Annotated in this window: 25 protein-coding genes; 11 read left to right on the top strand and 14 right to left on the bottom strand. The window is 52.5% G+C overall.

The features are described from left to right. Window positions 1–48 precede the first annotated feature (48 nt). Entirely contained in the window at window positions 49–1,122 is a 1,074-nt protein-coding gene (gene dadX, locus KWG64_RS15145) for a catabolic alanine racemase DadX (RefSeq protein ID WP_218522344.1), read from the top strand. A 6-nt stretch (window positions 1,123–1,128) separates the two neighbouring features. Here the strand turns inward: dadX and KWG64_RS15140 are convergent, their stop codons facing one another. Together KWG64_RS15140 and nadE are read right to left on the bottom strand one after the other, a co-directional pair. After that, the gene (locus KWG64_RS15140) at window positions 1,129–2,325 is read right to left on the bottom strand and encodes a multidrug effflux MFS transporter (protein ID WP_218522343.1); all 1,197 of its coding nucleotides are present in this window, start codon (window positions 2,323–2,325) and stop codon (window positions 1,129–1,131) included. Window positions 2,326–2,480: 155 nt separating this feature from the next. Then, on the bottom strand, window positions 2,481–3,311 hold the full coding sequence (gene nadE / locus KWG64_RS15135) for an ammonia-dependent NAD(+) synthetase (protein ID WP_218522342.1): 831 nt from the start codon (window positions 3,309–3,311) through the stop codon (window positions 2,481–2,483). A 466-nt stretch (window positions 3,312–3,777) separates the two neighbouring features. Between nadE and KWG64_RS15130 the strand changes: the two genes are divergently transcribed. After that, complete coding sequence (locus tag KWG64_RS15130) at window positions 3,778–4,542, top strand: YdiY family protein (RefSeq protein WP_195815259.1); 765 nt, start codon at window positions 3,778–3,780, stop codon at window positions 4,540–4,542. Window positions 4,543–4,617: 75 nt separating this feature from the next. Here KWG64_RS15130 and KWG64_RS15125 read toward each other — a convergent pair whose 3' ends face one another. From KWG64_RS15125 to yeaG, 3 genes are all read right to left on the bottom strand, one after another. Continuing rightward, entirely contained in the window at window positions 4,618–4,809 is a 192-nt protein-coding gene (locus KWG64_RS15125) for a hypothetical protein (RefSeq protein WP_218522341.1), read from the bottom strand. A gap of 211 nt (window positions 4,810–5,020) precedes the next feature. Continuing rightward, the gene (locus KWG64_RS15120; protein ID WP_195815261.1) at window positions 5,021–6,295 is read right to left on the bottom strand and encodes a YeaH/YhbH family protein; all 1,275 of its coding nucleotides are present in this window, start codon (window positions 6,293–6,295) and stop codon (window positions 5,021–5,023) included. Between the two features lie 34 nt (window positions 6,296–6,329). Then, window positions 6,330–8,264: a protein kinase YeaG gene (yeaG, locus tag KWG64_RS15115; protein WP_152327088.1), complete on the bottom strand. Its 1,935-nt coding sequence runs from the start codon at window positions 8,262–8,264 to the stop codon at window positions 6,330–6,332. 519 nt (window positions 8,265–8,783) lie between these two features. Between yeaG and KWG64_RS15110 the strand changes: the two genes are divergently transcribed. Continuing rightward, window positions 8,784–9,533, top strand: coding sequence for a MipA/OmpV family protein (locus tag KWG64_RS15110; RefSeq protein WP_195823168.1), 750 nt, complete (start codon window positions 8,784–8,786; stop codon window positions 9,531–9,533). A 120-nt stretch (window positions 9,534–9,653) separates the two neighbouring features. Then, window positions 9,654–10,508 carry an aldo/keto reductase gene (locus KWG64_RS15105; RefSeq protein ID WP_218522340.1) on the top strand — a complete coding sequence of 285 codons (855 nt, stop codon included), beginning with the start codon at window positions 9,654–9,656 and terminating at the stop codon, window positions 10,506–10,508. 86 nt (window positions 10,509–10,594) lie between these two features. Here KWG64_RS15105 and KWG64_RS15100 read toward each other — a convergent pair whose 3' ends face one another. Beyond that, entirely contained in the window at window positions 10,595–11,464 is an 870-nt protein-coding gene (locus KWG64_RS15100; RefSeq protein ID WP_218522339.1) for a D-hexose-6-phosphate mutarotase, read from the bottom strand. A 171-nt stretch (window positions 11,465–11,635) separates the two neighbouring features. Beyond that, on the bottom strand, window positions 11,636–12,634 hold the full coding sequence (gapA, locus tag KWG64_RS15095) for a glyceraldehyde-3-phosphate dehydrogenase (RefSeq protein WP_193333173.1): 999 nt from the start codon (window positions 12,632–12,634) through the stop codon (window positions 11,636–11,638). Between the two features lie 349 nt (window positions 12,635–12,983). Between gapA and msrB the strand changes: the two genes are divergently transcribed. Together msrB and KWG64_RS15085 are read left to right on the top strand one after the other, a co-directional pair. Then, a complete protein-coding gene (gene msrB, locus KWG64_RS15090; RefSeq protein ID WP_218522338.1) occupies window positions 12,984–13,397 on the top strand; it encodes a peptide-methionine (R)-S-oxide reductase MsrB in 414 nt (137 codons plus the stop codon). An 82-nt stretch (window positions 13,398–13,479) separates the two neighbouring features. Next, entirely contained in the window at window positions 13,480–13,752 is a 273-nt protein-coding gene (locus tag KWG64_RS15085; RefSeq protein ID WP_195823172.1) for a YeaC family protein, read from the top strand. Between the two features lie 68 nt (window positions 13,753–13,820). Here the strand turns inward: KWG64_RS15085 and KWG64_RS15080 are convergent, their stop codons facing one another. From KWG64_RS15080 to sppA, 4 genes are all read right to left on the bottom strand, one after another. Then, on the bottom strand, window positions 13,821–14,375 hold the full coding sequence (locus KWG64_RS15080; protein WP_218522337.1) for a serine acetyltransferase: 555 nt from the start codon (window positions 14,373–14,375) through the stop codon (window positions 13,821–13,823). Between the two features lie 392 nt (window positions 14,376–14,767). Then, complete coding sequence (pncA, locus tag KWG64_RS15075) at window positions 14,768–15,397, bottom strand: bifunctional nicotinamidase/pyrazinamidase (RefSeq protein ID WP_218522336.1); 630 nt, start codon at window positions 15,395–15,397, stop codon at window positions 14,768–14,770. A gap of 20 nt (window positions 15,398–15,417) precedes the next feature. Beyond that, the gene (ansA, locus tag KWG64_RS15070; protein ID WP_165057761.1) at window positions 15,418–16,431 is read right to left on the bottom strand and encodes an asparaginase; all 1,014 of its coding nucleotides are present in this window, start codon (window positions 16,429–16,431) and stop codon (window positions 15,418–15,420) included. Window positions 16,432–16,587: 156 nt separating this feature from the next. Beyond that, window positions 16,588–18,441, bottom strand: a complete 1,854-nt coding sequence (gene sppA / locus KWG64_RS15065; protein ID WP_218522335.1) for a signal peptide peptidase SppA — start codon at window positions 18,439–18,441, stop codon at window positions 16,588–16,590. Window positions 18,442–18,620: 179 nt separating this feature from the next. Here sppA and KWG64_RS15060 point away from each other — a divergent pair, with 179 nt between their 5' ends. From KWG64_RS15060 to KWG64_RS15050, 3 genes are all read left to right on the top strand, one after another. Continuing rightward, window positions 18,621–19,172 (top strand): NAD(P)H nitroreductase, encoded by a 552-nt coding sequence (locus KWG64_RS15060; protein WP_218522334.1) that lies wholly within the window; start codon window positions 18,621–18,623, stop codon window positions 19,170–19,172. A 247-nt stretch (window positions 19,173–19,419) separates the two neighbouring features. Then, window positions 19,420–21,366 carry a DNA topoisomerase III gene (locus tag KWG64_RS15055; RefSeq protein WP_218522333.1) on the top strand — a complete coding sequence of 649 codons (1,947 nt, stop codon included), beginning with the start codon at window positions 19,420–19,422 and terminating at the stop codon, window positions 21,364–21,366. A 22-nt stretch (window positions 21,367–21,388) separates the two neighbouring features. Then, the gene (locus KWG64_RS15050; RefSeq protein ID WP_218522476.1) at window positions 21,389–21,685 is read left to right on the top strand and encodes a DUF1496 domain-containing protein; all 297 of its coding nucleotides are present in this window, start codon (window positions 21,389–21,391) and stop codon (window positions 21,683–21,685) included. Between the two features lie 83 nt (window positions 21,686–21,768). On the opposite strand, the gene KWG64_RS15045 is transcribed toward KWG64_RS15050, so the two are convergent. Both KWG64_RS15045 and xthA read right to left on the bottom strand, forming a co-directional pair. Continuing rightward, window positions 21,769–22,158, bottom strand: a complete 390-nt coding sequence (locus tag KWG64_RS15045) for a pyrimidine (deoxy)nucleoside triphosphate diphosphatase (RefSeq protein WP_218522332.1) — start codon at window positions 22,156–22,158, stop codon at window positions 21,769–21,771. Window positions 22,159–22,163: 5 nt separating this feature from the next. Next, window positions 22,164–22,973, bottom strand: a complete 810-nt coding sequence (gene xthA / locus KWG64_RS15040) for an exodeoxyribonuclease III (RefSeq protein WP_195823178.1) — start codon at window positions 22,971–22,973, stop codon at window positions 22,164–22,166. 254 nt (window positions 22,974–23,227) lie between these two features. Between xthA and tyrR the strand changes: the two genes are divergently transcribed. Further along, a complete protein-coding gene (gene tyrR / locus KWG64_RS15035; protein ID WP_195823179.1) occupies window positions 23,228–24,802 on the top strand; it encodes a transcriptional regulator TyrR in 1,575 nt (524 codons plus the stop codon). Window positions 24,803–24,911: 109 nt separating this feature from the next. On the opposite strand, the gene tpx is transcribed toward tyrR, so the two are convergent. Next, complete coding sequence (tpx, locus tag KWG64_RS15030; RefSeq protein WP_152327103.1) at window positions 24,912–25,415, bottom strand: thiol peroxidase; 504 nt, start codon at window positions 25,413–25,415, stop codon at window positions 24,912–24,914. Window positions 25,416–25,547: 132 nt separating this feature from the next. On the opposite strand from tpx, the gene ycjG reads away from it, so the two are divergent. Continuing rightward, entirely contained in the window at window positions 25,548–26,525 is a 978-nt protein-coding gene (ycjG, locus tag KWG64_RS15025) for an L-Ala-D/L-Glu epimerase (RefSeq protein WP_218522331.1), read from the top strand. The last annotated feature ends 208 nt before the right edge of the window (window positions 26,526–26,733 follow it).

The raw sequence follows: 26,733 nt of genomic DNA, 5'->3' as shown, positions 1-26,733 counted from the left end.
GGTGGCTGACGCCGTGCGGGCGTTACTTTGCACTTTGCCGGAGCTGGTATGCCTCGCCCGATTTCAGCCACATTATCTCTGTCTGCGTTATCCCAAAATCTCAATGTTATCCGCGGTTTTGCCCCCAACAGCAAAGTCTGGTCGGTGGTGAAAGCCAACGGATACGGCCACGGAATCTCCCGTATCTGGAAAAGCCTGTCGGCCACGGAGGGTTTCGCATTACTCGATTTCAACGAAGCAATATTACTGCGTGAATCCGGCTGGCAGGGGCCGATCCTGCTGCTGGAAGGCTTCTTTTCTCCCGCTGATTTAATCACAATTGACCACTATCGCCTGACGACGTCTGTACACAGCGACTGGCAAATTCAGGCGCTGGCACAGGCAAACCTCAGCCAGCCGGTGAATGTTTATCTGAAAGTGAACAGCGGTATGAACCGTCTGGGATTTGCACCGGCGCGCGTCAGCGATGTCTGGCATCAGCTGCGTGAGCTGAAGCAGGTCGGGGAAATCACGCTGATGAGTCACTTCGCCACGGCGGACAGCGTTGAAGGCGTTGATGCGCAGATGGCGGCCGTAAATCTGGCCGGGCAAAATATTTCCGGCCCGCGCTGTCTTGCCAATTCGGCGGCAACACTCTGGCATCCGTCGACGCATTATGACTGGATCCGCCCGGGGATTATTTTGTACGGCGCATCACCGAGCGGGCAGTGGCAGGACATCGCCCAAACCGGGCTGCAACCGGTGATGACGCTGAAAAGTGAACTGATCGCCGTGCAGGCGCTTAATGCAGGTGACCGCGTCGGGTATGGCGGGCGTTATCGTGCCGGACAATCTCAGCGTGTGGGCGTGGTGGCCTGCGGTTATGCCGATGGCTATCCGCGGCATGCGCCTTCCGGCACGCCGGTTTGGGTGGATGGCGTGAGAACAGAAACAGTAGGAACGGTTTCGATGGATATGCTGGCGCTGGATTTAACGCCGTGTCCGCAGGCACAAATCGGTGCGCCGGTCGAACTGTGGGGGAGTAATTTGCCGGTAGATGATGTGGCGACGGCTGCCGGTACGCTGGGCTACGAGTTGCTGAGTGCGCTCGCACCACGCGTACCGGTAAACACCGTCGGGTAAGGTATTTTAGTTTTCCAGACGGGTCAGCTGGCCCGTCGATTTCTTACTGGCACGACGCGCCAGCATTGCCAGACATCCTCCCGCCAGCATTACCAGCGCAAGGCTCAGCTTAGGTTGTAACGGCAACGCCATCGCAATAAAGCCGAGCAGTGCGCCACCGGCCATCTGCACCGAACCGACCAGCGCAGACGCCACACCGGCTTCACTTGAGAACGGCTCCAGCGCGTAGCTGGTGGCTGGCCCCATCAGGAACGCTAAACCTGCACAGGCGCTGGCAACCGGCAGCATATATAACCAGGTCGCGGTTTGTTCTGCCGGTGGCACCAGCGTGATCCCGGCAATCAGCCCCAGACAACCGATAAACATCAGGATACCGCCGGCTTTCAGACACACCGGGCGTCCCACTTTGCGGATAATACGGTTGGCAATAAAACTCACTGCCATAATCCAGAAGCCGTTTGCACCGAACACAATGGAAAATTCTAACGGTGTGAGGCCTGCGACGTTCATCAGCACGGTCGGCGCGAGCGAGACGTAGGTCAGCGCCATGCCCATCGCACCGGCGTTAACTGCGGCAAAAGTGATGAAACGTGTATCCGACAGGATCCGCGCGTACTGGCGAAACGGCAGGCCGGAGTTGGTTTGGGTATCCGCCGGGCGGGTTTCCGGCAGTTTGAAAATGACCAGCAGCATGACCGCAACGGTGTAACCGGCCAGCGCCCAGAACGGCGCACGCCAGCCATAATATTGCGCAATCAGGCCGCCAATCAGCGGTGCAAGCGCGGGGATAATATTGAGCGTTCCGTTGAGGAAACCGTAGGCGCGGGCGGCATCGTTGCCGCTCATGCGGTCACGCACACCGCTGAAAATTACCACCGACGTACAGCACACGGCCAGCCCCTGAACCACACGGGATAACAGGAACATCCACGGCGCAACCGACGTTGCCGCGATAATTGCGCCCGCCAGATAAACCACGATGCCGATAATCGCGATCGGGCGACGTCCAAACTTATCCACCAGCGGACCGGCGACCAGTTGCCCTAATCCCATCACCAGTATGAATAACGAAATCGAAGACTGAATTACCGCTTCGGTGCTTTGCAAACCGAGGGCAATCGCCGGGATGGCGGGCAGGTACAGGTCGATACCCAGAGGGCCGAGCAATACCAGGCTCAGCAGCAGAAAAAGGAATTTTTGCATTGGAAACATCACTGTCAGTCAGTCCGGAAGGGGACTAAGGGTAATGATTTCGTTAATGAATGGAAAGTAACTTGTGATTTCAGAGCCGAAAGGGAGACACCGGTAGAATAAACGGACACGGAATACGTGCCCGTTACAGAGATTGCCGACAGAAATTACTTTTTCTTCCAGAAATCATCGAACACCGTGATCGGCGGCTGACGTTTATGTTCAGTGCGCAGATACCAGCCTTCGATAATCGCCGCGACGCTGTCATCCACTTTTTTGCCTTCAAGATAATCGTCGATCAGCTCGTAGGTCACGCCCAGCGCAACTTCATCCGGCAGGGAAGGACGGTTTTCTTCCAGATCCGCAGTCGGTGCTTTGGTGTACAGATGCTCCGGGCAGCCCAGCGTTTTGAGCAGTGCTTTGCCCTGACGTTTGTTCAGGCGGAAAATCGGGTTGATATCCGTGCCGCCGTCGCCGTATTTCGTGAAGAAACCGGTAACGGCTTCGGCTGCGTGATCCGTCCCGACGACAACGCCATTTTTCATCCCGGCGATGCTGTACTGGGCTTTCATTCGCTCACGGGCTTTCTCATTACCTTTGATAAAATCGCTCAGCTCAATGCCAATTTCACGTAACGTCGCTTCGCTCGCCAGCACCGCATTTTTAATATTTACGGTCAGAACCAGATCGGGCTGAATAAAAGTGATGGCGTCCTGACAATCGGACTCGTCAGCCTGCACGCCGTACGGCAAACGCACGGCGATGAACTGGTAATCATCTTCTTTCGTTTCCGCGCGTAATTCGCTAATTGCTGTTTGGCAAAGTTTGCCGGTAAGAGTAGAATCTTGCCCGCCGCTGATACCCAGAACCAGTGTCCTGATGAACGGATGGGCCAGCAGGTAACTTTTGAGAAAATCGACGCTGACGCGGATTTCCTGTGCGGCATCGATATGCGGTTTAACGTGCAATGCCTGAATAATCTCTTTTTGTAAAGCCATGACCACTCCTCCTGAAGGCTGCCTTCGAGGAACCCGAGGCAAAAATAAGATGTTATCGGGATAAAACTACCCCGCATCGCTCAAAAGGACAAGATTCAGCGACGAGTTCGGCGGAAATCTGTACGTCGCCGGCTCGCAAGCTCTCTGACGAGAGCGGCAGGGCAAGAAGTCAGTTTGGCGCACCAGGAATGATTACAGAACTGCATTGAAATAAAAATCAATGAAAGAGAACGTAATGATTTTGTATGTTTCTATTGCCGGAAATATATGTCATTCGGAACTATCTAAAAAAGCCGCTTTATTAAGATATCCCGTGCTGAGTGCGTTATATTTGTTGCGGTAAAAATATTTGTATGTATGTGCCATCGAAACGGAGTTGTCAGGCTTGATTAACGGATCCTAATTAATGGCATAAATCGTGTGGTCTACTCTCGTTATTTGCCTTAAGTCTTATTGGGGAAACAAAATGTTTTTTCGGGTTGTACGTCGTTTACCAGCTTGTGCCGTAATTTGCGGTGCAGCGCTGTATAGTATTTCAAGCCTTGCAGACACCACCATTTTCACTGCGCTCGATGATCCTGCTCAGGCGAAGAAGCCATTCGTAGGCAATGTGCAGGCGGGTTACAGTGCACAAACCGGTAACACCAGCAACTCCACGCTGAATGCTGATACCACCATGACCTGGTTTGATACCAACACGGCTTACAGCCTGTGGGGTTCTGCGCGTAACACTTCTTCTTCCGGTGTCCGTTCATCCGAGAAGTATCAGGCGGGCGGTCGTACCCGTTATAATCTGGATAACGCGAACTACGTCTTTGGTCAGGCGAGCTGGTTGAGCGACCGTTATAACGGCTATCGCGCGCGCGATGTCGCAACCATCGGTTACGGTCGTCAGATCTGGAGCGGTCCGGTTCATACGCTTAATCTGGAAGCTGGTCCTGGTGTTCGTCACGATGAATTCGAGCAGGGGGGCCACCAGACCCGTGCTCTGGCCTACGGTTCAGGGACTTACGGTTATCAGATCAGCGATACCGCACGTTTCACGCAGGGCTTCTCCGTATTAGCCAACGATGAAACCACGCTGAACTCAGAAACGGCGCTGACTGTTGCTATCAATAGCCACTTCTCGCTGAAAGTTGCGTATGACGTGACTTACAACACCAAACCACCAGCCAGTGCGCCGGATAAAACCGACACCGTCACTTCTGTGAATCTGGTTTACGGCATGTAATTTCCTTCGCGAAATTATCGAAAAGGCCAGGGGAGAGATCCTCTGGCTTTTTTTATGCACCGGGCCGTTCTGACCTTAAATATAATGACTCACCTGAGTCTCAATTCTTGCCGCTGTGGTTTTAAATTCTTTTGCCAGTAAAGCAATAAACGCATCGCGGTCGATATGCTCTACCTTTCCCTCGTGATAACCCTCTGAATATGAAACATAAAGCCCGTCTACGAACCCGATCTCTACAGGTCTATCTTCAATACGAATTTTTTCCATAATGTATTCCTCAACCTTTGTTAAAACAACAATAAAAGAAGGCAACATCACAGGTGATTGGGGTCTTAAATTTATGGAAGATAGTGTGACGCCGGACGGGAACGTAATCTGTGATCGTGGGCGAATAACCTTATGCGTAGCAGGTTCTTATGCGGATAATACCCGTAAAAAAGCCGGCGAGGATTGCCGGCTTTTTAATTAACGTCGAACATTAACTGTTCTCAGTTTGCTTATGGAAGAGTTCCCGGAAGACCGGATAAATATCTTCCTGTTCGCGGATATGCTGCATGGCGAAATTATCGAATTTCTCCTGCAACACTTCATATTCACGCCACAGCGTCTGGTGGGCGCGGCGGGTGATTTCGATATAGCTGTAATAACGCACCATCGGCAGGATCTTCTGTGCCAGAAGCTGGTGGCACAGAGGGGAATCGTCAGCCCAGTTATCGCCATCGGAAGCCTGCGCGGCATAAATATTCCACTGCGCCGGGTCATAGCGTTCCTGAATGACTTCATCCATCAGTTTCAGTGCACTTGAAACGATAGTCCCGCCGGTTTCCTGAGAGTAGAAGAACTCCTGTTCATCCACTTCTTTGGCTTGTGTATGGTGACGGATATAGACCACGTCGACGTTTTTATACGTCCGGCTCAGGAACAGATAGAGCAGAATATAGAAACGTTTGGCCATGTCTTTGGTTGCCTGATCCATGGAACCGGAGACATCCATCAGACAGAACATCACGGCCTGGCTTGAGGGCTCAGGGCGACGCTCGTAGTTGCGATAACGTAAATCAAAGGTGTCGATGAACGGCGTTTTGGCGATTTTCGCCCGCAACTCGGCGATTTCTTTACGCAACCGTTCTTCTTCCAGTAATTGTGCCGGTTCACTGTGTTCGACCTCGGTCAGCGTCGATTCCAGTTCACGCAGCTCCCGTTTTTTCCCCGCGGTCATCGCCGTGCGGCGAGCCAGGGAATTTTGCAAAGAGCGCACCACACTGATATTCGCCGGTACGCCGTTAGACGTATAACCGGAGCGGTGGGTTTTGAATTCAGTCAGCTGCTTATGCTGATTTTTTCTCAGGTTAGGAAGCGCCAAATCTTCAAACAGCAGATCGAGATATTCGTCTTTGGAGATCTGGAAAGAAAACTCGTCTTCGCCTTCACCGTCCTGACTGGCTTCGCCCTGACCACTGCCGCCACCACCGCCCCCTTGCGGTCGTTCGATACGGTCATTCTGCACAAAGTGGTCATTGCCGGGGTGAACACGGTGGCGTAAGCCACCGCGGCCCTGATGGAACATGGGTTCGTTGATATCTGCATTGGGGATCGAAACCGACTCCCCGCTGTCCACGTCGGTAACCGAACGCTTGTTAATGGCCTCGGCAATCGACTGTTTGATTTGCGACTTATAGCGACGCAAGAAGCGCTGGCGGTTCACCGCGCTCTTGTTTTTGCCATTCAGCCGTCGGTCAATAAAATACGTCATATTTCCCCCAAACGACGTTGCCAACGATCCCCTGTTACGAGGATTTTCTTACGCGCAGATACCATTCACACAGCAGGCGAACCTGTTTGCGTGTATATCCTTTCTCCATCATTCTGTCGACAAAATCATCATGTTTCTTCTGTTCATCGGTCGACGTCTTGGCGTTAAACGAGATAACCGGCAGTAATTCCTCGGTATTTGAGAACATTTTTTTCTCAATAACCGTGCGCAGTTTTTCGTAACTGGTCCAGTTTGGATTGCGGCCGCTGTTGTTGGCGCGGGCACGCAGCACGAAGTTGACGATTTCGTTACGGAAATCTTTTGGATTACTGATCCCCGCCGGTTTTTCGATTTTTTCCAGCTCTGCGTTCAGGGATTCACGGTCAAACAGCTGGCCGGTATCCGGGTCGCGGTATTCCTGATCCTGGATCCAGAAGTCAGCGTAGGTGACATAACGGTCGAAAATGTTTTGCCCGTACTCTGAATAGGACTCCAGATAAGCGGTCTGGATCTCTTTGCCGATGAATTCAGCGTATTTCGGGATCAGATAGCCTTTCAGGTGTTCCAGATATTTTTCCGCGATGTCCTGCGGGAATTGCTCGCGCTCGATTTGCTGTTCCAGAACATAGAACAGATGGACCGGGTTGGCGGCGACTTCCACATGATCAAAGTTGAACACGCGGGACAGAATTTTAAACGCGAAACGCGTCGACAGCCCGTTCATGCCTTCGTCCACGCCCGCATAATCGCGGTATTCCTGATAGGACTTGGCTTTCGGATCGGTGTCTTTCAGGCTTTCGCCGTCATAGACGCGCATTTTGGAATAGCTGCTGGAGTTCTCCGGCGTTTTCAGACGCGAAAGAATTGAGAATCGGGCCAGCGTTTCTAACGTGCCCGGCGCGCAAGGAGCATGCGCCAGTTCACTGTTGCTGAGCAGTTTGTCGTAGATTTTCATCTCTTCAGAAACGCGCAGGCAGTAAGGCACTTTGACGATGTACACACGGTCAAGGAACGCTTCATTATTCTTGTTGTTGCGGAACGTCACCCACTCAGATTCGTTGGAGTGCGCCAGAATAATGCCGTTGAACGGCAGGGCAGAGATCCCCTCAGTCCCGTTATAGTTACCTTCCTGTGTGGCGGTCAGCAGCGGATGCAGCACTTTAATCGGTGCCTTAAACATCTCGACGAATTCCATCACACCCTGGTTTGCCCGGCACAGTGCGCCGGAATAACCGTAAGCGTCCGGATCGTTCTGCGCGTGGTTTTCCAGCTTACGGATATCCACTTTCCCGACCAGCGCGGAGATGTCCTGATTGTTTTCATCGCCAGGCTCAGTTTTGGCGATAGCAATTTGTTCGAGAATTGACGGCCAGACTTTCACGACTCTGAATTTCGTGATGTCACCGCCAAATTCGTGCAGACGTTTTGCCGCCCATGGCGACATGATGGTGCCCAGATAGCGCGGAGGAATGTTGTATTCTTTTTCGAGAATATGCGCATCTTCCTGCGGATTAAACAGGCACAGCGGATGATCGTTTACCGGGCTGCGTTCGCCGTTGGCGCTCAGCACATAAATCGGTACACGTTGCATCAGGGATTTCAGCCGTTCGGCCAGTGACGATTTACCGCCACCCACCGGGCCCAGTAAATAGAGGATTTGTTTCTTTTCTTCCAGACCCTGCGCGGCGTGTTTCAGATAGGAGACGATCTGCTCGATGGCCTCTTCCATGCCGTAAAATTCTTCAAATGCAGGGTAGCGTGCAACAACACGGTTCGAGAATAAACGCGACAGGCGTGGTTCAAGCGCGGTATCTACCATCACTGGTTCACCGATTGCCATCAACAGACGTTCCGCCGCATTGACATAAGCACTGCGATCTTGCCGTGCAATGGTAAGAAATTCCTGCAGTGTGAACTCTTCGTCCTTGGCAGCCTCATAGCGCTGGCGATAATGGTCAAATATGTTCATACGATGCCCGTCCTTCGTTATTTTACCTTTCGTTTTGAAGCGTTAGCGCAACCTCAAAGACTTGGGTATAGCACAGGTTAATGAGAGCTAAGCCCCCGGAAGAAAGATCTCCCACCTGAATACAGCAACCCTTATGCCAACTTGCAGAACCCCTTTGACGCTGACAGTTGCGATGATTTGAAAACTGTCATAAATCGGTGGGACGGGCTACCGTTCAGGCTAAGTCTTTCATCTATTTATAAGCGTAGTTTGGCATTAGAAAAATTTCCTCTCTGGTTTTGCCGTTTTTTAAGTCATTTCAATGACTCAGTTGTCCGGAATGCTCTGAAAAGCCTTGCAGGACGTGCCTTACAGACCGGAAGTTGTTTCTTTAGTCATTTTTATTTCATATTTTGCAGATAAATTGTGCGATCGCTTCGATTTTTCAGGGTAAGGTTTTTTGAGAACGAGAAATGCTAAGCGGGACACTTACGCTTCATTTACACTACCGACAATTTTTTACTTAATGGAATTAAGACAATGAAGATTTTGAACCTCAAAACACTGTCCATCGTGGGCTCGGCAGTGCTTTTCAGTCATGCAGCTGTCGCAGGAACCTGGCAGTTGGGTGCTTCTGCTTTAGTTGCGCCTGATCCGTACCGTGGCAACAACGACCATGTATACCCGGTGCCCATCATTAATTACGACAATGATGATTTCTACTTCCACACCCTGATGGCAGGCTATTACCTGTGGAACGATGATGCGAACAAGCTGAGTGTCACCGCAAGCTACTTCCCGTTAAGTTTCGACCCAAGCGACAGCGATGATAAGCGCATGAAGCGTCTGGATAAGCGCCACTCAACGCTGATGGCGGGTCTGGCTTATTCGCATAATGCTCAGTGGGGGACAATCCGCGCCAGCTTCAATGCAGATACGCTTGATACCAGCAACGGCATGACCGCTGATCTGGCTTACCTGTATGCCATCAAAGGGGCAAACTGGGCGGTTGTACCGGGCTTTGGTGTGACCTGGTTTAGCTCGAATCTTAACGACTACTATTACGGCGTTACAAAAGACGAATCCCGTCGCAGCGGTTTCCACAGCTATTCTGCGGACGACAGCTTCAGCCCGTATGTTGAAATTTCAGCCAAATACAACTTCACGGCGGACTGGCAAGGTTTCGTGACCGGCCGCTATTTGCGTCTTGCCAGCGAAGTGACCGACAGCCCGATCATTGAAAATGACTGGACTGGCGTATTGTGGACCGGCGTGACCTACAGCTTTTAATTAAGTGGGCACTTTCCTGGTGCGCACTCTGCACATTCATGGGGCGTTTCGCCCCATTTGCACATTTATAGTTCATCACGAGTTCATCACTTATTTTGAAGACCCGACAGGAGGAAACAGATGAAAGCGAAAACCGTGCAATTTCCTGATGGCACAAGCGTTCCCGCAATCGGACAAGGCACCTGGTTTATGGGAGAACAACGCAGTGAGCGGCGCGCCGAAGTGGATGCACTGAAACAAGGGCTGGATGCCGGTATGACCCTGATCGACACTGCAGAAATGTACGCGGACGGCGAGGCGGAAAGGGTAGTCGGCGAGGCAATAGCCGGACGGCGTGATGAAGTGTATCTGGTCTCAAAAGTCTATCCGCATCATGCCGGAGGGGAGAAGGCCATAACCGCCTGCGAACAAAGCCTCAAAAGATTGCAAACAGATTGTATAGACCTGTATCTGTTGCACTGGCGTGGTTCGATTCCGTTACATGACACCGTTGCGGCGATGGAAAAGTTGCAGCAATCAGGCAAAATCCGCCGCTGGGGCGTGTCCAATCTTGATACCGATGATATGCAGGTATTGTGGAAGATCCCCGGCGGCCAGGAATGTATGACCGATCAGGTTTTATATCACGCCGCTTCACGGGGCATCGAATTTGACCTTTTGCCGTGGTGCGAAGAACACGCTATCCCGGTAATGGCGTATTGCCCGCTGGCACAGGCTGGAAAATTGCGTCATGACGTGCTGGAAAATCCGGTGATGCAGAAAATTGCCACCGCCCGCGGCGTGAGCAGTTCGCAAATCGCGCTGGCCTGGGTGACGCGTACCCGCAACGTGATTGCGATTCCTAAAGCCGTTCAGCCACAGCATGTCAAAGAGAATGCGGCAGCGCTGACGCTGTTTCTGACGGATGAAGAAATTGCGATGATCAATGCTGCCTTCCTGGCACCACGTGGGAAAACCTCGCTGGATATGGTCTGAATTCGCTCAATCTGACGCAGACAAAAGGGGCCAGATGGCCCCTTAGTTTTTACGACTGGGTTTTTACGACGGGAAAATCTGTCCGGTTATTTGCGGATTGAGAATGTCACCGCAAGACGTGCCGGTGTAGCGGCGGTCGAAACATGCTTGTTTGACACCTGCGCCGTTTCAACACAAACCATGGTTTTGTAACCGTCGTCTGGCATATCGGCCATGCTTACGGACAGCGCAGAACCCGGGTTCCACGCCACAACGTCAGCGTTGTTTTCGTGCGCAACAACCAGCGTGCGTTTCAGCACCGGATCCACGATTTCACTGGTCGCCTGAGGCCGGGTGTAGATGCGGTCAGTCTGCCCGGTAAAGGTCAGATCACCGGCCTCTTCTTTCAGTTTCGCGCCATCGACTTTATCAATGAAGCTGGCACCGAGGCCTTTAACGGTGGCATCCGCGATATCGCCGATGTTGAAATAGGTGTGCAGGGCGCTGTTGGCTTCGAAGTCACCGGCAGATTCCAGCTCAATGTGGCAGGTTGCGCCGAGAGTGAAGCGTGCGGTCAGCACAAATTCATGTGGCCACAGTTCCAGGCTTTCTGGTGAGCTTTTCAACGTCAGCGTCAGAACAACGCCTTCAGCGCTTTCTTTGTGATCGGTCAGGTTCCAGGCGAAGTTACGCGCAAAGCCGTGAGACGGTTTACCCGCCGGGCCAAACCACGGCCAGCAGATTGGAATACCGCCACGAATTGCGACGCCTTCTTTGAAAGCGCTGGCGCTGCTCATCCACAGCACAGGCGCTTCGCCTTCAGGCTGCCAGGACAATAAATGTGCGCCTTGCAAGGCTACAGCCGCTTTTACTTTGGGATGAGAAACAACGATCACCGGCAGTTCGTCAATCTGACGCTGGCTGATAGTGGTTGAAATTTGGTTTACGACCGGAAGAGAAAAGAGTTGTTCTGTCATTATCTAAAGTCCTGTCAGGGTTTTAACAATTACGAAGATAAGAACCAAGACTACAGATGAACGTCATCAATCTGTTTGATCGCACTCATGTGCCTGATAAAAAATGTGCGACTGACAGAAAGCAAAAGGGCGACTTGCGTCGCCCTTCAATCAGTTCATCAACATTGCCAATTATTTGGAAACGTGAGAAATCAGATCCAGTACTTTGTTTGAGTAGCCAGTTTCGTTGTCGTACCAGGAAACCAGTTTCACAAAGTTGTCATTCAGCGCGATACCTGCTTTAGCATCGAATACTGAAGTCAGTTTTTCGCCGTTGAAATCGGTAGAAACAACGTCGTCTTCGGTGTAACCCAGAACGCCTTTCAGGTCGCCTGCTTCAGAAGCTGCTTTGATTACTGCGCAGATTTCTTTGTAGGTTGCTGGTTTTTCCAGACGTGCAGTCAGATCAACAACAGAAACGTTAGGAGTAGGAACGCGGAACGCCATACCGGTCAGTTTACCGTTCAGAGCAGGGATAACTTTACCTACTGCTTTAGCTGCACCGGTAGAAGAAGGGATGATGTTCTGAGATGCGCCGCGACCGCCGCGCCAGTCTTTGTGAGACGGGCCATCAACAGTTTTCTGAGTTGCGGTAGTTGCATGAACAGTGGTCATCAGTGCTTCAACGATACCGAAGTTGTCGTTGATAACTTTAGCCAGTGGTGCCAGGCAGTTAGTGGTGCAAGATGCGTTAGAAACGATTTCCTGACCTTTGTATTCTTTATGGTTAACGCCCATAACGAACATAGGGGTGTCATCTTTAGATGGACCAGTCAGAACAACTTTCTTAGCGCCTGCAGTGATGTGTTTACGTGCAGTTGCGTCGTCCAGGAACAGACCAGTCGCTTCAGCAACAACATCAACGTTAACTTCATTCCATTTCAGGTTAGCTGGGTCACGCTCAGCGGTAACACGGATGGTTTTGCCGTTAACAACCAGGTGACCGTCTTTAACTTCAACAGTACCGTTGAAACGACCATGAGTTGAGTCGTACTTCAGCATGTATGCCATGTATTCTGCGTCTAACAGATCGTTGATTGCTACGATCTCGATGTCAGAACGTTCCTGAGCAGCACGGAAAACAATGCGACCGATACGGCCAAAACCGTTGATACCTACTTTGATAGTCATATATTCCACCAGCTATTTTTTTAGTGAATAAAAGGTTGGTTGTAAAATTACAAAAACCTTGCTGAGCGTCAAGCGGAATCGTGTCAATTATTGCTGTAAGTCAAAGCGACGACCTACTGTTGCTCGCTTATTGCACGTTCCGTTTTTTTAATCGGCTCACAACCACATGGGGGCGAAAAACAGAATATAAAGGGCAAGAAGATCAGGAGTGTGATCGCCATCACAAGTTGGAGCTGGCTAACGCTGATGCCATACAGTTTAGGACAAAACAGGCTGAATTGTTGTTAATTTTTTGTTATTATAAACTGTTAATTTAGTTGTAATTTAAATTCGTCAGAGAACGATAATCATGAGCAATGCATCCAAATCTGCTTCTGCATCCGAACAACTCACTGAAATTCAACGTTATGTCACCCAAGAACACGGAACCGAGCGTCCGTATACGGGAAAACTGCTGCACAACATTCGCCAGGGCATTTATCATTGCGTAGTGTGTAACGCGCCTCTGTTTTACTCCGAGACTAAGTATGAATCCGGTTGCGGATGGCCAAGTTTTTATCAACCTGTTGACCACGATGCGATAAAATATCTTACTGATAATACGCATAATATGGACCGCGTTGAGATCCGCTGTTCCAGCTGCGAGGCGCATTTAGGGCATGTTTTCCCGGATGGCCCGCAACCAACAGGTGAACGTTACTGCGTAAATTCTGCTTCGATGAGTTTTACCGACAGCAAAAATGGCGAAAAAACGGCCGGTTAGGCTGCGCTGTAATCTTACCGACAAAATCGATTCAGCTATTATTCAAAACCTTTTGAATAATCGTGTTCAACAGAGGTGCCAAATGGAAATTAATCAACTCATTGATGTAATGACGCCGGAAATCTACGCACGTCTGGCGCTGGCCGTAGAGCTGGGGAAATGGCCCGACGGTGTGGCGCTGACGCCAGAACAAAAAGAGCACAGTCTGCAGGCGGTGATGCTGTATCAGTCACGTCACAACGTGGATGCCCAGCACATGAGCATCGGCACTGACGGGCAGATCGTGACCAAAAGCAAACAAGAGCTGAAACAGCAGTTCGCTCAGGACGCCCTGATCAGACTCAAACCGGAGTAATGGAAAGGGGGTTGTCTGAGGTATAAAAAAGGCGCATAACGCGCCTTTAAAAAATAATCGTCAGTGGGTTACGCAATCTGTTTGTAGATCAGGTTATCCGTGCGCTGGTTATAGACAACGCAATCATTAGGAACATTTTTATCTACGAAGCTCATCGCACCGATGGTGACATTATTCCCGATGCTTATATCGCAACCGATAATGCAACTGTTCGCACCAATGATGACATTGTCCCCGATATAGATCTTGCCGCTCTGATTGTCATATTTGATACCAATTGTCACATTTTGCTTAATGTTCAGGTTCGAGCCTATTTCGCAACAATCGGCAACCACAATACCAACGAAATGAGAAATCTTCATTCCTGGACCAATATCAGCGCCCAGATTGATATCAGTGCCATATTTATTTCTTAATCTTCTGTTTACAGATATTGCGTATTTTCTGGAAGCCTTACCGCCTGTTTTATACAGATAATTAGCGATTCGCCACCAGAAGTAGAAACGCCTCCCCGGGCATTTTATGGCGCGATGCAGCGTGCGGAACCAGGAAAATTCTTTCTCTGAATCCATCACTTCACGCTGAAGACAGCTTTTTAAAATTTGATATTGGTATTCTTTCAATCTGATAATCCTTAAGGGTTAGCCTGCTCATCCTAAGCTTTAGTTATTCATTTAATAAAAAGCGGCGCCATCTTATTGGTACGACCACGCATAGTCCATTCATTATTTATCGATAAAGAATAACGTACACATTGCAGAGTCATTTGCATGGCATGTCAGTCATAAAATTATCATGGAATACAGCCGGGTGATTAATGATAGTGTGCTATTTATAACGTATTACGCATAACCAAAACGAGATCTATTACGTGAACTTTTGTAAAAAATGAATTTGTCCGGAATTGAACAAGTTACGGCGGGGACGTGAAGGTAATCGGGATTTCTAACGCGCGATGTCAGGGCATAAAAAAGACGCATAACGCGCCTTTTTTGCATCTGAAGGCCCGGAGGAATCAACCGTTCAGTGCGCCTGCCGTTCCGATTTGTGCGCCAGCCTCACGCATTGCTTCAACAGCTTCAGCACTATCGTGAGGTTCGATGTTCACGCCGCGGCAGCCATCGGTCAGCAGCGTAACCTGATATCCCTGCGCCAGCGCGTCCAGCACCGTGAACTTCACACAGTAATCTGTCGCCAGCCCCATGACATAAAGATGTGAAATTTTTGCGGCCTTCAGCCAGTCGTTCAGCACGGTGGCGGCGCGGTGGCCGTTATCGAAGAATGCGCTGTAACTGTCGATTTCTGCGTCTGTACCTTTCTGCACGACAAAATCTAAAAGACGCGTATTCAGTGACGGATGGAATTCTGCGCCGGGTTCCTGTTGTACGCAGTGAACCGGCCACCAGACCTGCGGCAGCCCGTTCAGTTCGCCCGATGTCCAGGCATCCTGATGCGAGTTTGCGGCAAAACTTTTGTGTCCGGCAGGGTGCCAGTCTTGCGACGCCACCACAGGAATACCGCGGCTTTTACACCACGACATCATCTGATTGGCGACGGCAATAGTTGCATCCCCGTCATTAACGGCCAGCGCGCCACCGCGGCAAAAATCGTTTTGCAAATCGACAAGCAACAACGCAGATTTCATATCGCCTCTCATACGGACAACTATTCCGTCAGCTCGCCACGCAGATTCTGCTGCATCAGCTCGCGGATTTCTTCCGGGGTATGCGACTGGCTGAGCAGGTAATGCAGCTTAGTCAGCGCGGCTTCCACCGTCATATCAAACCCGCTGATCACGCCGGAATGCGCCAGCGCGTTGCCCGTTGCATAACCGCCCATGTTGACACGTCCGGAGATGCATTGCGTCAGATTCACGACCACAATGCCGCGCTCAGAAGCGTCCTTCAGCACTTTCAGCAAATCGCCTTTTTGCGGGGCATTGCCGACGCCATAAGAGCGCAGAATCAGCGCTTTCACCGGCTGCATCAGAAAGTTTTGCACAACTTCTGCGGAAATGCCGGGGTAAATTGTCACCACGCCGATAGGCTGCGGGGTGATGTGATGCACTTTCAGCGTCGAAGCAGGAACAACCGGCAGCGACGGTGTCGACAGGCGGCGGATATGAATGCCTGCTTCCAGCAGCGGAGAAAGATTGGGTGACGCAAATGCATCAAAACCGTCGGCGTGGGCTTTGGTGCTGCGGTTGCCGCGATACAGACGGTTGTTGAAAAACAGGGTGACTTCGTTAACCGGATGATTTGCCGCGATATACAGCGAGTTCAGCAGGTTAATCTGCCCGTCGGAGCGCAGGGCTTCCAGCGGGATTTGTGAACCCGTGACGATCACCGGCTTGCTCAGATTTTCCAGCATGAAGGACAGCGCAGAGGCCGTGAAGGCCATGGTGTCCGTGCCATGCAGAATCACAAAACCGTCGTAATCGTCGTAATGCGCCTGAATGTCGTCTGCGATGTGCTGCCAGTCTTCCGGCGTCATGTCGGAAGAATCCATCAGTGGCGCGTATTCCTGAATCGTGAATTCAGGCATTTCAGGGCGGTGGAATTCAGGCATCAGCGCCAGCTGGCGTTGTAAATGGCCGGATACAGGAATGTAACCCTGCTCAGAACGCTGCATACCGATGGTGCCGCCGGTATAGGCAACGTAAATAGATTTTTTAGTCATCGAAGATGTTCTTTTTTTAGAAAGGTGAAAGCAACTGCGCTAAGTATAAAGGCTTCGCCGCCGCTGTCCCACCCAAAAAGCGCCGCGCCACAAAAAAGCCCGGCGTTCTCAGGGAGAAGCGCCGGGCGGATTTTCATGCAAGAGTGGCTAACGGAATTACTTCACGTCACCACACGTCAGGCAAAGTGCATAACGGTTTTGCGGATCGTTCATATTGCTAAACAGGTCAGCCTGTGATTTCAGCTCCATCGCCATTTTGCTCACCGGCGCAGGCAGATAGGCCTGAATAGCGGCAGGCAGCATGGCGTGAACGGACACGCTAACCTGAGAGAACAACATATCGCTCAGGCTTGGCTCGCTGACATACCAGTTCAGCTGCCATTTTGGCATTTTCGCCAGATCTGCGGCTTTCTTCACTGCGTCATCGAAATCACCCAGCTCATCCACCAGACCGTTGGCCTTGGCGTCAGAACCAATCCAGACGTGTCCCTGTGCAATCTGATCAATCTGCTCCGGCGTTTTATGGCGGGAATCCGCCACCAGGCCCAGGAAGGTTTTATACCCATTCTCGATGTTCAGCTGCATCATTTGCGAGAACTCCGGCGGCAATGCTTTGGTCGATGCAATATCGGCCAGCGGGGAGGTCGCCACGCCGTCAGTATGTACACCGGCGTAATCCAGCGTGTTCTGATACGTATTGATCACACCAAAGATACCGATGGAACCGGTCAGCGTGCTCGGGCTGGCAATGATGTAGTTCGCAGGCGTTGAAATCCAGTAACCCCCGGAAGCCGCCATTCCACCCATTGAAACCACAACCGGTTTACCCGCGGCTTTCGCGGCGGCCAGTTCTGAACGGATCACTTCAGACGCGCTGACGCTGCCGCCCGGGCTGTTAACGCGCAATACAATCGCTTTCACTTTCGGATCCAGACGGGCATCGCGAATTTGCTGTGCGGTAGTATCGCCGCCCACGGCACCCGGTTGTTCTTCGCCATCATTGATGGCACCGGTGGCGAAGATCACTGCGATTTGCGGATCGTTGTTATCCGGTTTTGGCTTCGGTGAATAATCGTAAATGCTGGTGTAGTTAAAGTCTTTGGTGGTTTTATTCCAGCCAAACGCTTTCACCATGTCATTGTCCGCTTCGGTACGCGACGCCAGAGAGTCCACCAGTTTGGCTTTCAGCGCGTACTGCGCCATATCGCCGCCGGTGGCCTGCATGCCTGCAAGAATGCCCGCTGCACCCGGGAACAGTTGCTCAGGCGTAATCTGGCGGTTAGCTGAAACGGTATTGAGGTAGTTACTCCACAAGCCACCAATCCAGCGGCTGTCCGCCTCGCGGGCTGCAGGGGACATATCATCACGGATCAGCGGTTCAACGGCGGATTTATACGTTCCGACGCGGAAGATGTTGGTGGTGACTTTCAGCTTATCCAGCAGAGATTTGTAGTACAGATTATTGGTCGCAAAACCGTGCAAATCGACCGCGCCCTGCGGCGACAGATAGATTTTATTGGCGTAGCTCGCCAGATAATATTGCGACTGATTGTAGCTGTCGCCGATGGCGTAAATCGGTTTACCGGCATCACGGAATTCGCGCAATGCTTTACCGATATATTGCATGGATGACTGATCGGTGCCGGTGAAATCGGTCAGCTGCAACACGATACCGGTGACGTTTTTGTCATCTTTTGCGGAACGAAGGGTATCGACCAGATCAAACAGGGAGTTTTCCTGCAACCGGCTGCTGGATGTCCCCAGAAGCTCGCGGCCCCACTGGCGGACTTTATTGTTCACGGAAGGTTTATCCACCACCGAGCCGCTAAGATCGACCAGCAGCGCGCCTTTCGTGGTTTCAACCGGCTTATCCTGCACGGCATACCAGATGCCGACGCCGGCCAGAATGATCAGAATAAGAAATACGTTGAGAATGAATTCTCTGACGAAATTAAGAAGACGCCAGGTCCACTTAAAAAAACCGGCGATAATTCGCCACAATGTGCGCATGGTCTCTCCAATAAGACGGTTAAGTCTCGCTATCCTAATGACCTGCCGGAGAAATGTCAGCTTTAAATCATTTCAGAATTTGGCGGTGACGCATTATCCGAAAGCCAGCCGGAGGTTGGAAAAATGCGTTGTGCCTATGTTAACGTAAGGTAAATAGCAATTATTCTCAGGAGATTAAAATGGACGCACTGGATTTGTTACTCAACCGCCGTTCTGCATCCCGTCTGGCGGCTCCCGCACCGGCAGGGCAAGCGTTGCAAAATATCATCAACGCAGGGATGCGTGCGCCGGACCACGGTGCGCTCCAGCCGTGGCGCTTCGTGATTGCAGAAAATGATGGTCTGACGCGTTTCAGTGAGCTGCTGCGCACGGCGGCCATCAAAGACGGCGCGGACGAAAAAGCCGTTGAGAAAGCCACGCAGGCTCCGCTTCGCGCCCCGCAGATCATCACCGTGATTGCGGCCTGCAAGGAAAGCCCGAAAGTGCCACAGTGGGAACAGCTGTTGTCAGCCGGTTGTGCCGTGCAGGCGATGCAGATGGCAGCGCTGGCGCAGGGGTTCAATGGTATCTGGCGCACCGGCGCGTGGACCGACCATCCTGATGTCCGCAAAGCCTTCCATTGCGGCGAGAACGATAAAATCGTCGGTTTCCTGTATCTCGGCACGCCGCAGCTTAAGGCCAGTTTGCAGGTCATCCCGGTGGACAGCGCGCCTTTCGTGACGCATTTTTAAGCCATTTCCTCATGACAGGCAGACCGGTTTTTCAGCAGAATATGTTCAGTTCATTCTGATAAACCGGTTTTTCGCTGCCTTTGTGAGCGACCGCCATCCCGGATGTCTCTGCCCATCTTACTAATTGCGTCGCCAGCGGATAACATAGCCACCTCTGGATGATGAGGACGTTGTGAATGAAGGATGGGACGATGGAAATTTTTGTAGCGATCACACTCGCGGTCACACTTCAGGCCGGTGCGGTCTGATGCGTCTGTTTATTGCCGAAAAACCCAGCCTTGCCCGCGCTATTGCGGATGTCCTGCCGAAGCCTCATCGCCGCGGCGACGGATATATTGCCTGTGGCAACGATCAGGTGGTGACCTGGTGCGTCGGTCACTTACTGGAACAGGCCCAGCCGGATGCTTACGACAGCCGCTTCGCCCGCTGGGCGCTGGCTGACTTACCGATCATTCCCAATAAGTGGCAGCTCCAGCCGCGTCCTTCCGTAGCCAAACAGCTTAATGTCATCAAACGTCTGCTGCTGGAGGCCTCTCAGGTTGTCCACGCGGGTGACCCGGATCGCGAAGGACAACTCCTGGTGGATGAAGTGCTGGATTATCTGGAGCTGACGCCGGAAAAGCGTCATGCGACCCAGCGCTGTCTGATTAACGATCTCAATCCACAGGCCGTCGAACGTGCCATTGAACGCCTGCGCGACAACCGCGATTTTATTCCGCTGTGCGTTTCTGCACTGGCCCGCGCCCGCGCTGACTGGCTTTACGGCATCAACATGACCCGAGCCTATACGATTTTAGGGCGCAATGCCGGATACAACGGCGTGCTTTCCGTTGGCCGCGTGCAAACGCCGGTGCTCGGGCTGGTGGTACGTCGTGATGAAGAGATCGAAAATTTTATACCGAAAGATTTCTTTGAAGTGAAAGCGCACATCGTCACGCCTGCCGAAGAACGCTTTATCGCGCTCTGGCAACCGAGCGAATCCTGCGAGCCGTATCAGGATGAAGAAGGGCGTTTGCTTCACCGCCCGCTGGCGGATCACGTGGTGGCGCGCATTGCCGGGCAACCGGCGATGGTCACCGGGTATAACGACAAACGTGAAAACGATATCGCGCCGTTGCCGTTCTCGTTATCCACCCTGCAGATTGAAGGGTCGAAAGCCTTTGGTCTGAGCGCACAGCAGATTCTGGATATCTGCCAGAAACTCTATGAAACGCACAAATTGATTACGTATCCGCGTTCGGATTGCCGATATCTGCCAGAAGAACATTTTGCCGGACGTCACGCCGTACTGAATGCCATCGGCGTTCACCGCCCGGATTTAATGCCGCAGCCAGTCGTTGATACCGATTTACGTAACCGTTGCTGGGACGACAAAAAGGTCGATGCGCACCACGCGATTATCCCGACGGCGCGCAGCAGTAACGTCAACCTGAGCGAAGACGAGCGCAAAATTTACGGTCTGGTGGCGCGTCAGTACCTGATGCAATTCTGCCCTGACGCGGTTTACCGCAAATGCGTTATCGATCTGGATATCGCCGGTGGCAAGTTCATCGCCAAAGCGCGTTTCCTGGCTGAGGCAGGCTGGCGAACACTGCTTGGCAGCAAAGAGCGTGACGAAGAAAACGAAGGTACGCCGTTGCCGGTCGTGGCGAAAGGCGATGAATTACTGTGCGAGCGCGGAGAAGTGGTGGAGCGCCAGACGCAGCCGCCGCGCCCGTTTACCGATGCGACGTTGCTTTCTGCAATGACCGGTATTGCGCGTTTCGTGCAGGATAAAGAACTGAAGAAAATTCTGCGCGCCACGGACGGCCTGGGCACAGAAGCGACGCGCGCCGGGATTATTGAACTCCTGTTCCGCCGCGAGTTTTTATACAAAAAAGGGCGTTATATTCATTCCAGCGACACTGGCCGCGCACTGATTCATTCGCTGCCGGACATTGCCGCAAGGCCTGATATGACGGCTGACTGGGAATCCACGCTGACGCGTATCAGTGAAAAAAGCTGCCGCTACCAGGATTTCATGGAACCGCTGGTCGCCACGTTGCAGAACCTCATCATTCAGGCCAAAACGAACCGGGTGTCTTCGGCATTCCGCAGCCTGCCTTCTAAGCCCGCTGCGGCGGCGAAAGGTAAAAGCGCACCTAAACGGCGTAAAGCCAGCCCCAAAGGGAAGGAAGCAAACAGTGATGAATAACGTACTGATGAATAAGAAGTTGATGCATAAAGCGCTGATGGCGTTACTGGTCAGTTCGTCATTGCTGTCGGCTCCGGTGATGGCGGAGCGTTACGGCAACGGCGCGGACGTCGTGGTGCCGCTGCCGCCGCAAATCTGGGAAAACAGCGGCAACAGCAATAGTAACAGTGCGCCGACCTGCCATAACTGCTGCATCTACAACAACCAGAGCTACAGCGAGGGCGCGGTGGTCACGGCGGACAGCGTGGTGCTGCAATGCTCGCGCGACCCGAACGTGGTTGGCACCAATGAACTGAAATGGGAAGTGCTGAAAAAATAACCCGGCCCTGAACAACAAAAAGGCGCGGAAACAGTCACCTGTCCGCGCCTTTTTTTATGGAGAAGCGCTAAGCTGCGCCGTGGCTACAAGGCCCGCAGATAGGCGTCAATCAGCGGAATATCCGCTGGTGCCAGTTCAAAGGAACGAACCTCCTGCGGCGCAACCCAGCAAACTTCCGAGTGACACTGTAACGAAATCGTTCCTGTGAAACTGCTGACGCGCCAGCCATGCAGGCGGATCAGGCGTTCCGGCTGATGCAGTTCGCTGGTCGCGACAAAACCGGCAACCTGCGCGGTGATGTTCATCTCTTCGCGTAACTCACGTATCAGCGCGGCGGGCTGGCTTTCCCCGGCTTCTACTTTCCCGCCGGGGAATTCCCATAAACCGGCCTGATCGCTGCTGGCATCGCGCCGGGCGAGGAGTAATTTTCCCTCACGTTCTATCAGCGCGGCGACCACATCAATCGTTTTCATCTGTATTACTTCAGGTCGAACGTTGCCCAGATTGGCGCATGGTCAGACGGTTTTTCCATTCCGCGAATATCGTAATCGATACCGGTCGCTAAACAGCGTTCAGCCAGCGGATTGCTCGCCAGGATCAGATCGATGCGCAGGCCGCGGTTTTCATCAAAGCCGCGTGAACGGTAGTCGAACCATGAGAATTTATCGGTCGCTTCCGGGTTAGCGGCGCGGAACGTATCAACGAGTCCCCAGCCTTTCAGGCGATCCATCCATTCGCGCTCTTCCGGCAGGAAAGAACATTTACCGGTGCGCAGCCAGCGTTTACGGCTGTCTTCGCCGATACCAATGTCCAGATCGGTCGGGCTGATATTCACGTCGCCCATCACAACTACCGGATTATTCACTGACAAACTGGTGTTCAGGTAATCCTGCAAATCGCGGTAGAACTTCTCTTTGGCCGGGAATTTGGTCGGATGGTCGCGGCTTTCGCCCTGCGGGAAATACCCGTTGATGACCGTCAGAATGCCCTGTGGCGTTTCAATGTCGGCCATGATGATACGGCGCTGGGAGTCTTCATCGTCTCCCGGGAAACCACGGCGTACAGCCACCGGTTCCTGTTTAGTCAGCATAGCCACGCCATAATGGCCTTTCTGACCATGATAAAACACGTGGTAGCCGTACTGGCTGACATCTTCCAGCGGGAACATGTCGTCGTGAACCTTAGTTTCCTGCAAACCGATCACGTCAGGCTGATGCTGTTCAATAATGGCGGCGAGCTGGTGTGGACGCGCGCGCAATCCGTTGATATTAAAGGAGACGAACTTCATAGTCGGGAACCATTTGGCGATGAAATCAGAAGGGCGATAGTAGCAGAAAAAGGCAGGGATGGCGAAATCCGCGCACCCGAAAATAACAGCAAAAATCACTGCAAAAGCAAAATGCTTACCCGGTCATTGTGGCAAGGCGATTTCCACCCGGGAATTATTTTGTCAACTTTTCGTGACAGTCTCTTCTTCCCGTGTACATGAAAGAGTATTATCCCCCCAGCGATTTCCGCACCGGCAGAAAAAGGTCAACACTGATGCGTCTGGAAGTTTTTTGCGAAGACCGCCTGGGGCTCACCCGGGAACTACTCGATCTACTGGTTTTACGCAGTATTGATTTACGCGGGATCGAGATTGCCTCGATTGGCCGCATTTACCTTAATTTTTCCCAACTGGATTTTGATACTTTTCGCGCGCTGATGGCAGAAATCCGCCGTATCGACGGCGTGACGGATGTCCGTACTGTTACGTTCATGCCATCTGAGCGTGAACACCGCGCCCTGCGTGCGCTGCTGGTCTCCATGCCGGAGCCGGTTTTCTCCATTGATATGAAGGGCAAAATCGAGCAGGCCAACCCGGCGGCGATGGCGTTGTTTGAACTCGATGAAGAGAAAATCCGCAACGTCACGGCGGCAAACCTGATCACCGGTTACAACGTCACGCGCTGGCTGGAAAGCGATAATGCTCAGCCGCATTCCGAGCGAATTGTCATCCGCAGTCAGGATTTCCTGATGGATCTCACGCCGATCCACATTGAGGATGAAAACGAAAAAGGCGGTATCGCCGGAGCCGTGGTCATGCTCAAATCGGCCGCCCGTATGGGCCGCCAGCTGCAGGATCTGACGGTCAACGACGACAGCGAGTTCGACCACATTGTCGCGGTCAGCAGCAAAATGCGCCACGTGCTCGATCAGGCGCGCAAACTGGCGATGCTGGATGCACCGTTGCTGATCGTCGGTGATACCGGCACCGGCAAAGATTTGCTGGCGCATGCCTGCCACCTGCGCAGCGCGCGCGGCAAAAAGCCGTTCCTGGGCCTCAACTGTGCTTCGCTGCCGGATGATGTCGTTGAAAGTGAACTGTTCGGTTATGCCGCTGGCGCGTATCCGAATGCCCTGGAAGGCAAAAAAGGCTTCTTCGAACAGGCCAACGGCGGTTCGGTATTGCTCGATGAAATCGGTGAAATGTCGCCGAGAATGCAGATTAAGTTGCTGCGTTTTCTCAATGACGGCACGTTCCGCCGCGTCGGCGAAGAGCATGAAGTGAAGGTGGATGTGCGCGTGATGTGCGCCACGCAGAAGAATCTGGTGGAACTGGTTCAGCGCGGAGAATTCCGTGAAGACCTGTATTACCGTCTGAACGTGCTCAGCCTGACGCTGCCGCCGCTGCGCGATCGTCCTGCGGATGTCATGCCGCTGACCGAGCTGTTTGTGGCGCGTTTCTCCGATGAACAGGGAATGCCGCGACCGAAACTGTCCTCGCAGCTGGCAAATTATCTGACGCATTACGGCTGGCCGGGCAACGTCCGTCAGCTGAAAAACGCCATTTATCGTGCGCTCACCCAGCTGGAAGGCGGCGAACTGCGCCCTCAGGACATCGTTCTGCCAGACTTTGATGCCGAAGTGACGATTGGCGAAGAAGCGCTGAACGGTTCGCTCGATGACATCAGCAAGCGTTTCGAACGCTCGGTACTGACCCGTCTTTATCGCACTTATCCAAGCACGCGAAAACTGGCGAAACGTCTGGGTGTTTCACACACGGCGATTGCCAATAAATTGCGCGAATACGGCCTCAGCGCCCGTCGCGGTGAAACCGGCGAAAGCGAAGAGTAATGCCTGTTGGTCAGTAAATTTTTCATTAAATAAGAAGCAATAAAAAAGCAACTGACTCAGCCGTTGCTTTTTTTTCGCCTGTCATCCGCAGATGACAAAACTCAGATCCTTATTTCAGGACAGCCAGCGCAGACTCGTAGTCCGGTTCGGTGGTAATTTCGTTCACCAGCTCGCTGTACAGCACGTTGTCCTGACCATCCAGAACGATAACGGCACGCGCAGTCAGGCCAGCCAGTGCGCTGTCGGTGATCGCGACGCCGTATTCAGATTTGAAATCACCGCCACGCAGGGTGGACAGCGTGGTGACGTGGCTCAGGCCTTCCGCACCGCAGAAACGGGACTGCGCGAATGGCAGGTCAGCGGAGATGCACAGAACCACAGTGTTCTCAATTTCGCCCGCCAGCTGGTTGAATTTACGCACTGACGTCGCGCAAACGCCGGTATCAATGCTTGGGAAAATGTTCAGGACTTTGCGTTTGCCCGCGAAGCTGCTCAGGCTGACATCAGAGAGATCTTTAGCGACCAGGCTGAACGGCTTGGCGACGTCGCCTTTTTGTGGGATTTTGCCAGCAACGGTGACCGGGTTGCTCTGAAAGTGTACTGTCTGGGTCATGATTATTTCCTATGGACATTGGAGTCAAACGGCTTTCAGTTTAGGGGAACAATTGTAGATTGGATATAGATTAAATGCTAAATACTTGTATATCTTATATATGCCCGTTTGAGTATATACCGAGGAGCTGTTATGAGAAGTGTTCGCTTTTATCCGGAAGCCTGGCCGTTGCATACGGCATTTGTGATCTCCCGCGGCAGCCGCACTGAAGCACGCGTAGTCACTGTCGAAATCGAAGAAAAGGGCATTCGCGGCGTGGGAGAATGCACGCCGTATCCCCGCTATGACGAAAGCGAAACCTCGGTGATGGCGCAAATCGCCAGCGCCGTCACGGCGATTGAACAGGGCGCAACACGCGAACAATTGCAACATTTGCTTCCCGCCGGTGCCGCCCGAAATGCGCTGGATTCGGCGCTGTGGAATCTTGAAACGCAACTCACCGGCCAGACGCTCTGGCAACTCACCGGCACTGAACCGCTGGCGTCAATCAGCATGGCGCAAACCGTCAGTATCGGCACGCCGGAAGAGATGGCGGAAGCCGCGCTCGCGCTGCAACAAAAGGGCGCAACGCTGTTAAAAATTAAACTCGATGACCGGCTGATAGCCGAACGTCTGGTGGCTATCCGCGCCGCCGTGCCCAAGGCGTCCCTGATTGTGGATGCCAATGAAGCATGGCAAAGCGACGGGCTGGCGGCCCGCTGCCAGTTGCTGGCCGATCTCGGCATTCTGATGCTCGAACAGCCGCTGCCTGCGGGCGAAGATTCCGCGCTGGAGAATTTCATCCATCCCCTTCCAATTTGCGCCGACGAAAGTTGCCATACGATTGAAGGGCTTCCGGCGCTGAAAGGGCGTTATGAGATGGTGAATATAAAACTCGATAAAACCGGCGGGCTGACGGGCGCACTGCGGCTGGCGCAGGCGGCGTACGCGCAGGGCTTTGAAGTCATGCTGGGCTGCATGTTATGCACCTCACGCGCGGTGAGGGCGGCACTTCCGCTGACGGCGGGCGCAAAGTTCATCGATCTTGATGGGCCGACCTGGCTGGCGCAGGACGTTGAACCCGCGATGAAGTTTCATTGTGGCGGAGTCGACATCGCCGGTTCCGAGTAATTTCTCGCCTGTTGCCGTTGTTTTGTGCGCGAAGGCAAATCTGTAACGATTTCCTGTAGGGGATTGCGGTAACAAATGATAAAACTCCTGAATATTTCAGGGCTGGCCCCTTATGTGTTCAGGAGAATTTATGCCGCAGGGAAAATCGTTTCCTCTCTTATCGTATTCCGCCTGTGCCGCGCTGGTGGCACTGATTTCCGGTCAGGCC

Origin of the sequence: Rahnella sp. PD12R (assembly GCF_019200965.1) — a bacterium.
In the GTDB taxonomy this organism is placed as follows: domain Bacteria; phylum Pseudomonadota; class Gammaproteobacteria; order Enterobacterales; family Enterobacteriaceae; genus Rahnella; species Rahnella laticis.
Note: the sequence above shows the minus strand (reverse complement) of the source record. Positions and strands in the feature narration are given on the sequence as shown.

Excerpts from the sequence above, each read along its gene's own strand:
- ycjG (WP_218522331.1), top strand. The coding sequence starts at position 25,548 with ATGAGAAGTGTTCGCTTTTATCCGGAAGCCTGGCCGTTGCATACGGCA.
- dadX (WP_218522344.1), top strand. The coding sequence starts at position 49 with ATGCCTCGCCCGATTTCAGCCACATTATCTCTGTCTGCGTTATCCCAA.
- KWG64_RS15055 (WP_218522333.1), top strand. The coding sequence starts at position 19,420 with ATGCGTCTGTTTATTGCCGAAAAACCCAGCCTTGCCCGCGCTATTGCG.
- KWG64_RS15140 (WP_218522343.1), bottom strand. The coding sequence starts at position 2,325 with ATGCAAAAATTCCTTTTTCTGCTGCTGAGCCTGGTATTGCTCGGCCCT.
- KWG64_RS15085 (WP_195823172.1), top strand. The coding sequence starts at position 13,480 with ATGGAAATTAATCAACTCATTGATGTAATGACGCCGGAAATCTACGCA.
- tyrR (WP_195823179.1), top strand. The coding sequence starts at position 23,228 with ATGCGTCTGGAAGTTTTTTGCGAAGACCGCCTGGGGCTCACCCGGGAA.
- tpx (WP_152327103.1), bottom strand. The coding sequence starts at position 25,415 with ATGACCCAGACAGTACACTTTCAGAGCAACCCGGTCACCGTTGCTGGC.
- KWG64_RS15110 (WP_195823168.1), top strand. The coding sequence starts at position 8,784 with ATGAAGATTTTGAACCTCAAAACACTGTCCATCGTGGGCTCGGCAGTG.
- sppA (WP_218522335.1), bottom strand. The coding sequence starts at position 18,441 with ATGCGCACATTGTGGCGAATTATCGCCGGTTTTTTTAAGTGGACCTGG.
- KWG64_RS15105 (WP_218522340.1), top strand. The coding sequence starts at position 9,654 with ATGAAAGCGAAAACCGTGCAATTTCCTGATGGCACAAGCGTTCCCGCA.
- msrB (WP_218522338.1), top strand. The coding sequence starts at position 12,984 with ATGAGCAATGCATCCAAATCTGCTTCTGCATCCGAACAACTCACTGAA.
- KWG64_RS15060 (WP_218522334.1), top strand. The coding sequence starts at position 18,621 with ATGGACGCACTGGATTTGTTACTCAACCGCCGTTCTGCATCCCGTCTG.
- yeaG (WP_152327088.1), bottom strand. The coding sequence starts at position 8,264 with ATGAACATATTTGACCATTATCGCCAGCGCTATGAGGCTGCCAAGGAC.
- KWG64_RS15050 (WP_218522476.1), top strand. The coding sequence starts at position 21,389 with ATGCATAAAGCGCTGATGGCGTTACTGGTCAGTTCGTCATTGCTGTCG.
- ansA (WP_165057761.1), bottom strand. The coding sequence starts at position 16,431 with ATGACTAAAAAATCTATTTACGTTGCCTATACCGGCGGCACCATCGGT.
- KWG64_RS15125 (WP_218522341.1), bottom strand. The coding sequence starts at position 4,809 with ATGGAAAAAATTCGTATTGAAGATAGACCTGTAGAGATCGGGTTCGTA.
- nadE (WP_218522342.1), bottom strand. The coding sequence starts at position 3,311 with ATGGCTTTACAAAAAGAGATTATTCAGGCATTGCACGTTAAACCGCAT.
- gapA (WP_193333173.1), bottom strand. The coding sequence starts at position 12,634 with ATGACTATCAAAGTAGGTATCAACGGTTTTGGCCGTATCGGTCGCATT.
- xthA (WP_195823178.1), bottom strand. The coding sequence starts at position 22,973 with ATGAAGTTCGTCTCCTTTAATATCAACGGATTGCGCGCGCGTCCACAC.
- pncA (WP_218522336.1), bottom strand. The coding sequence starts at position 15,397 with ATGAAATCTGCGTTGTTGCTTGTCGATTTGCAAAACGATTTTTGCCGC.
- KWG64_RS15045 (WP_218522332.1), bottom strand. The coding sequence starts at position 22,158 with ATGAAAACGATTGATGTGGTCGCCGCGCTGATAGAACGTGAGGGAAAA.
- KWG64_RS15130 (WP_195815259.1), top strand. The coding sequence starts at position 3,778 with ATGTTTTTTCGGGTTGTACGTCGTTTACCAGCTTGTGCCGTAATTTGC.
- KWG64_RS15120 (WP_195815261.1), bottom strand. The coding sequence starts at position 6,295 with ATGACGTATTTTATTGACCGACGGCTGAATGGCAAAAACAAGAGCGCG.
- KWG64_RS15100 (WP_218522339.1), bottom strand. The coding sequence starts at position 11,464 with ATGACAGAACAACTCTTTTCTCTTCCGGTCGTAAACCAAATTTCAACC.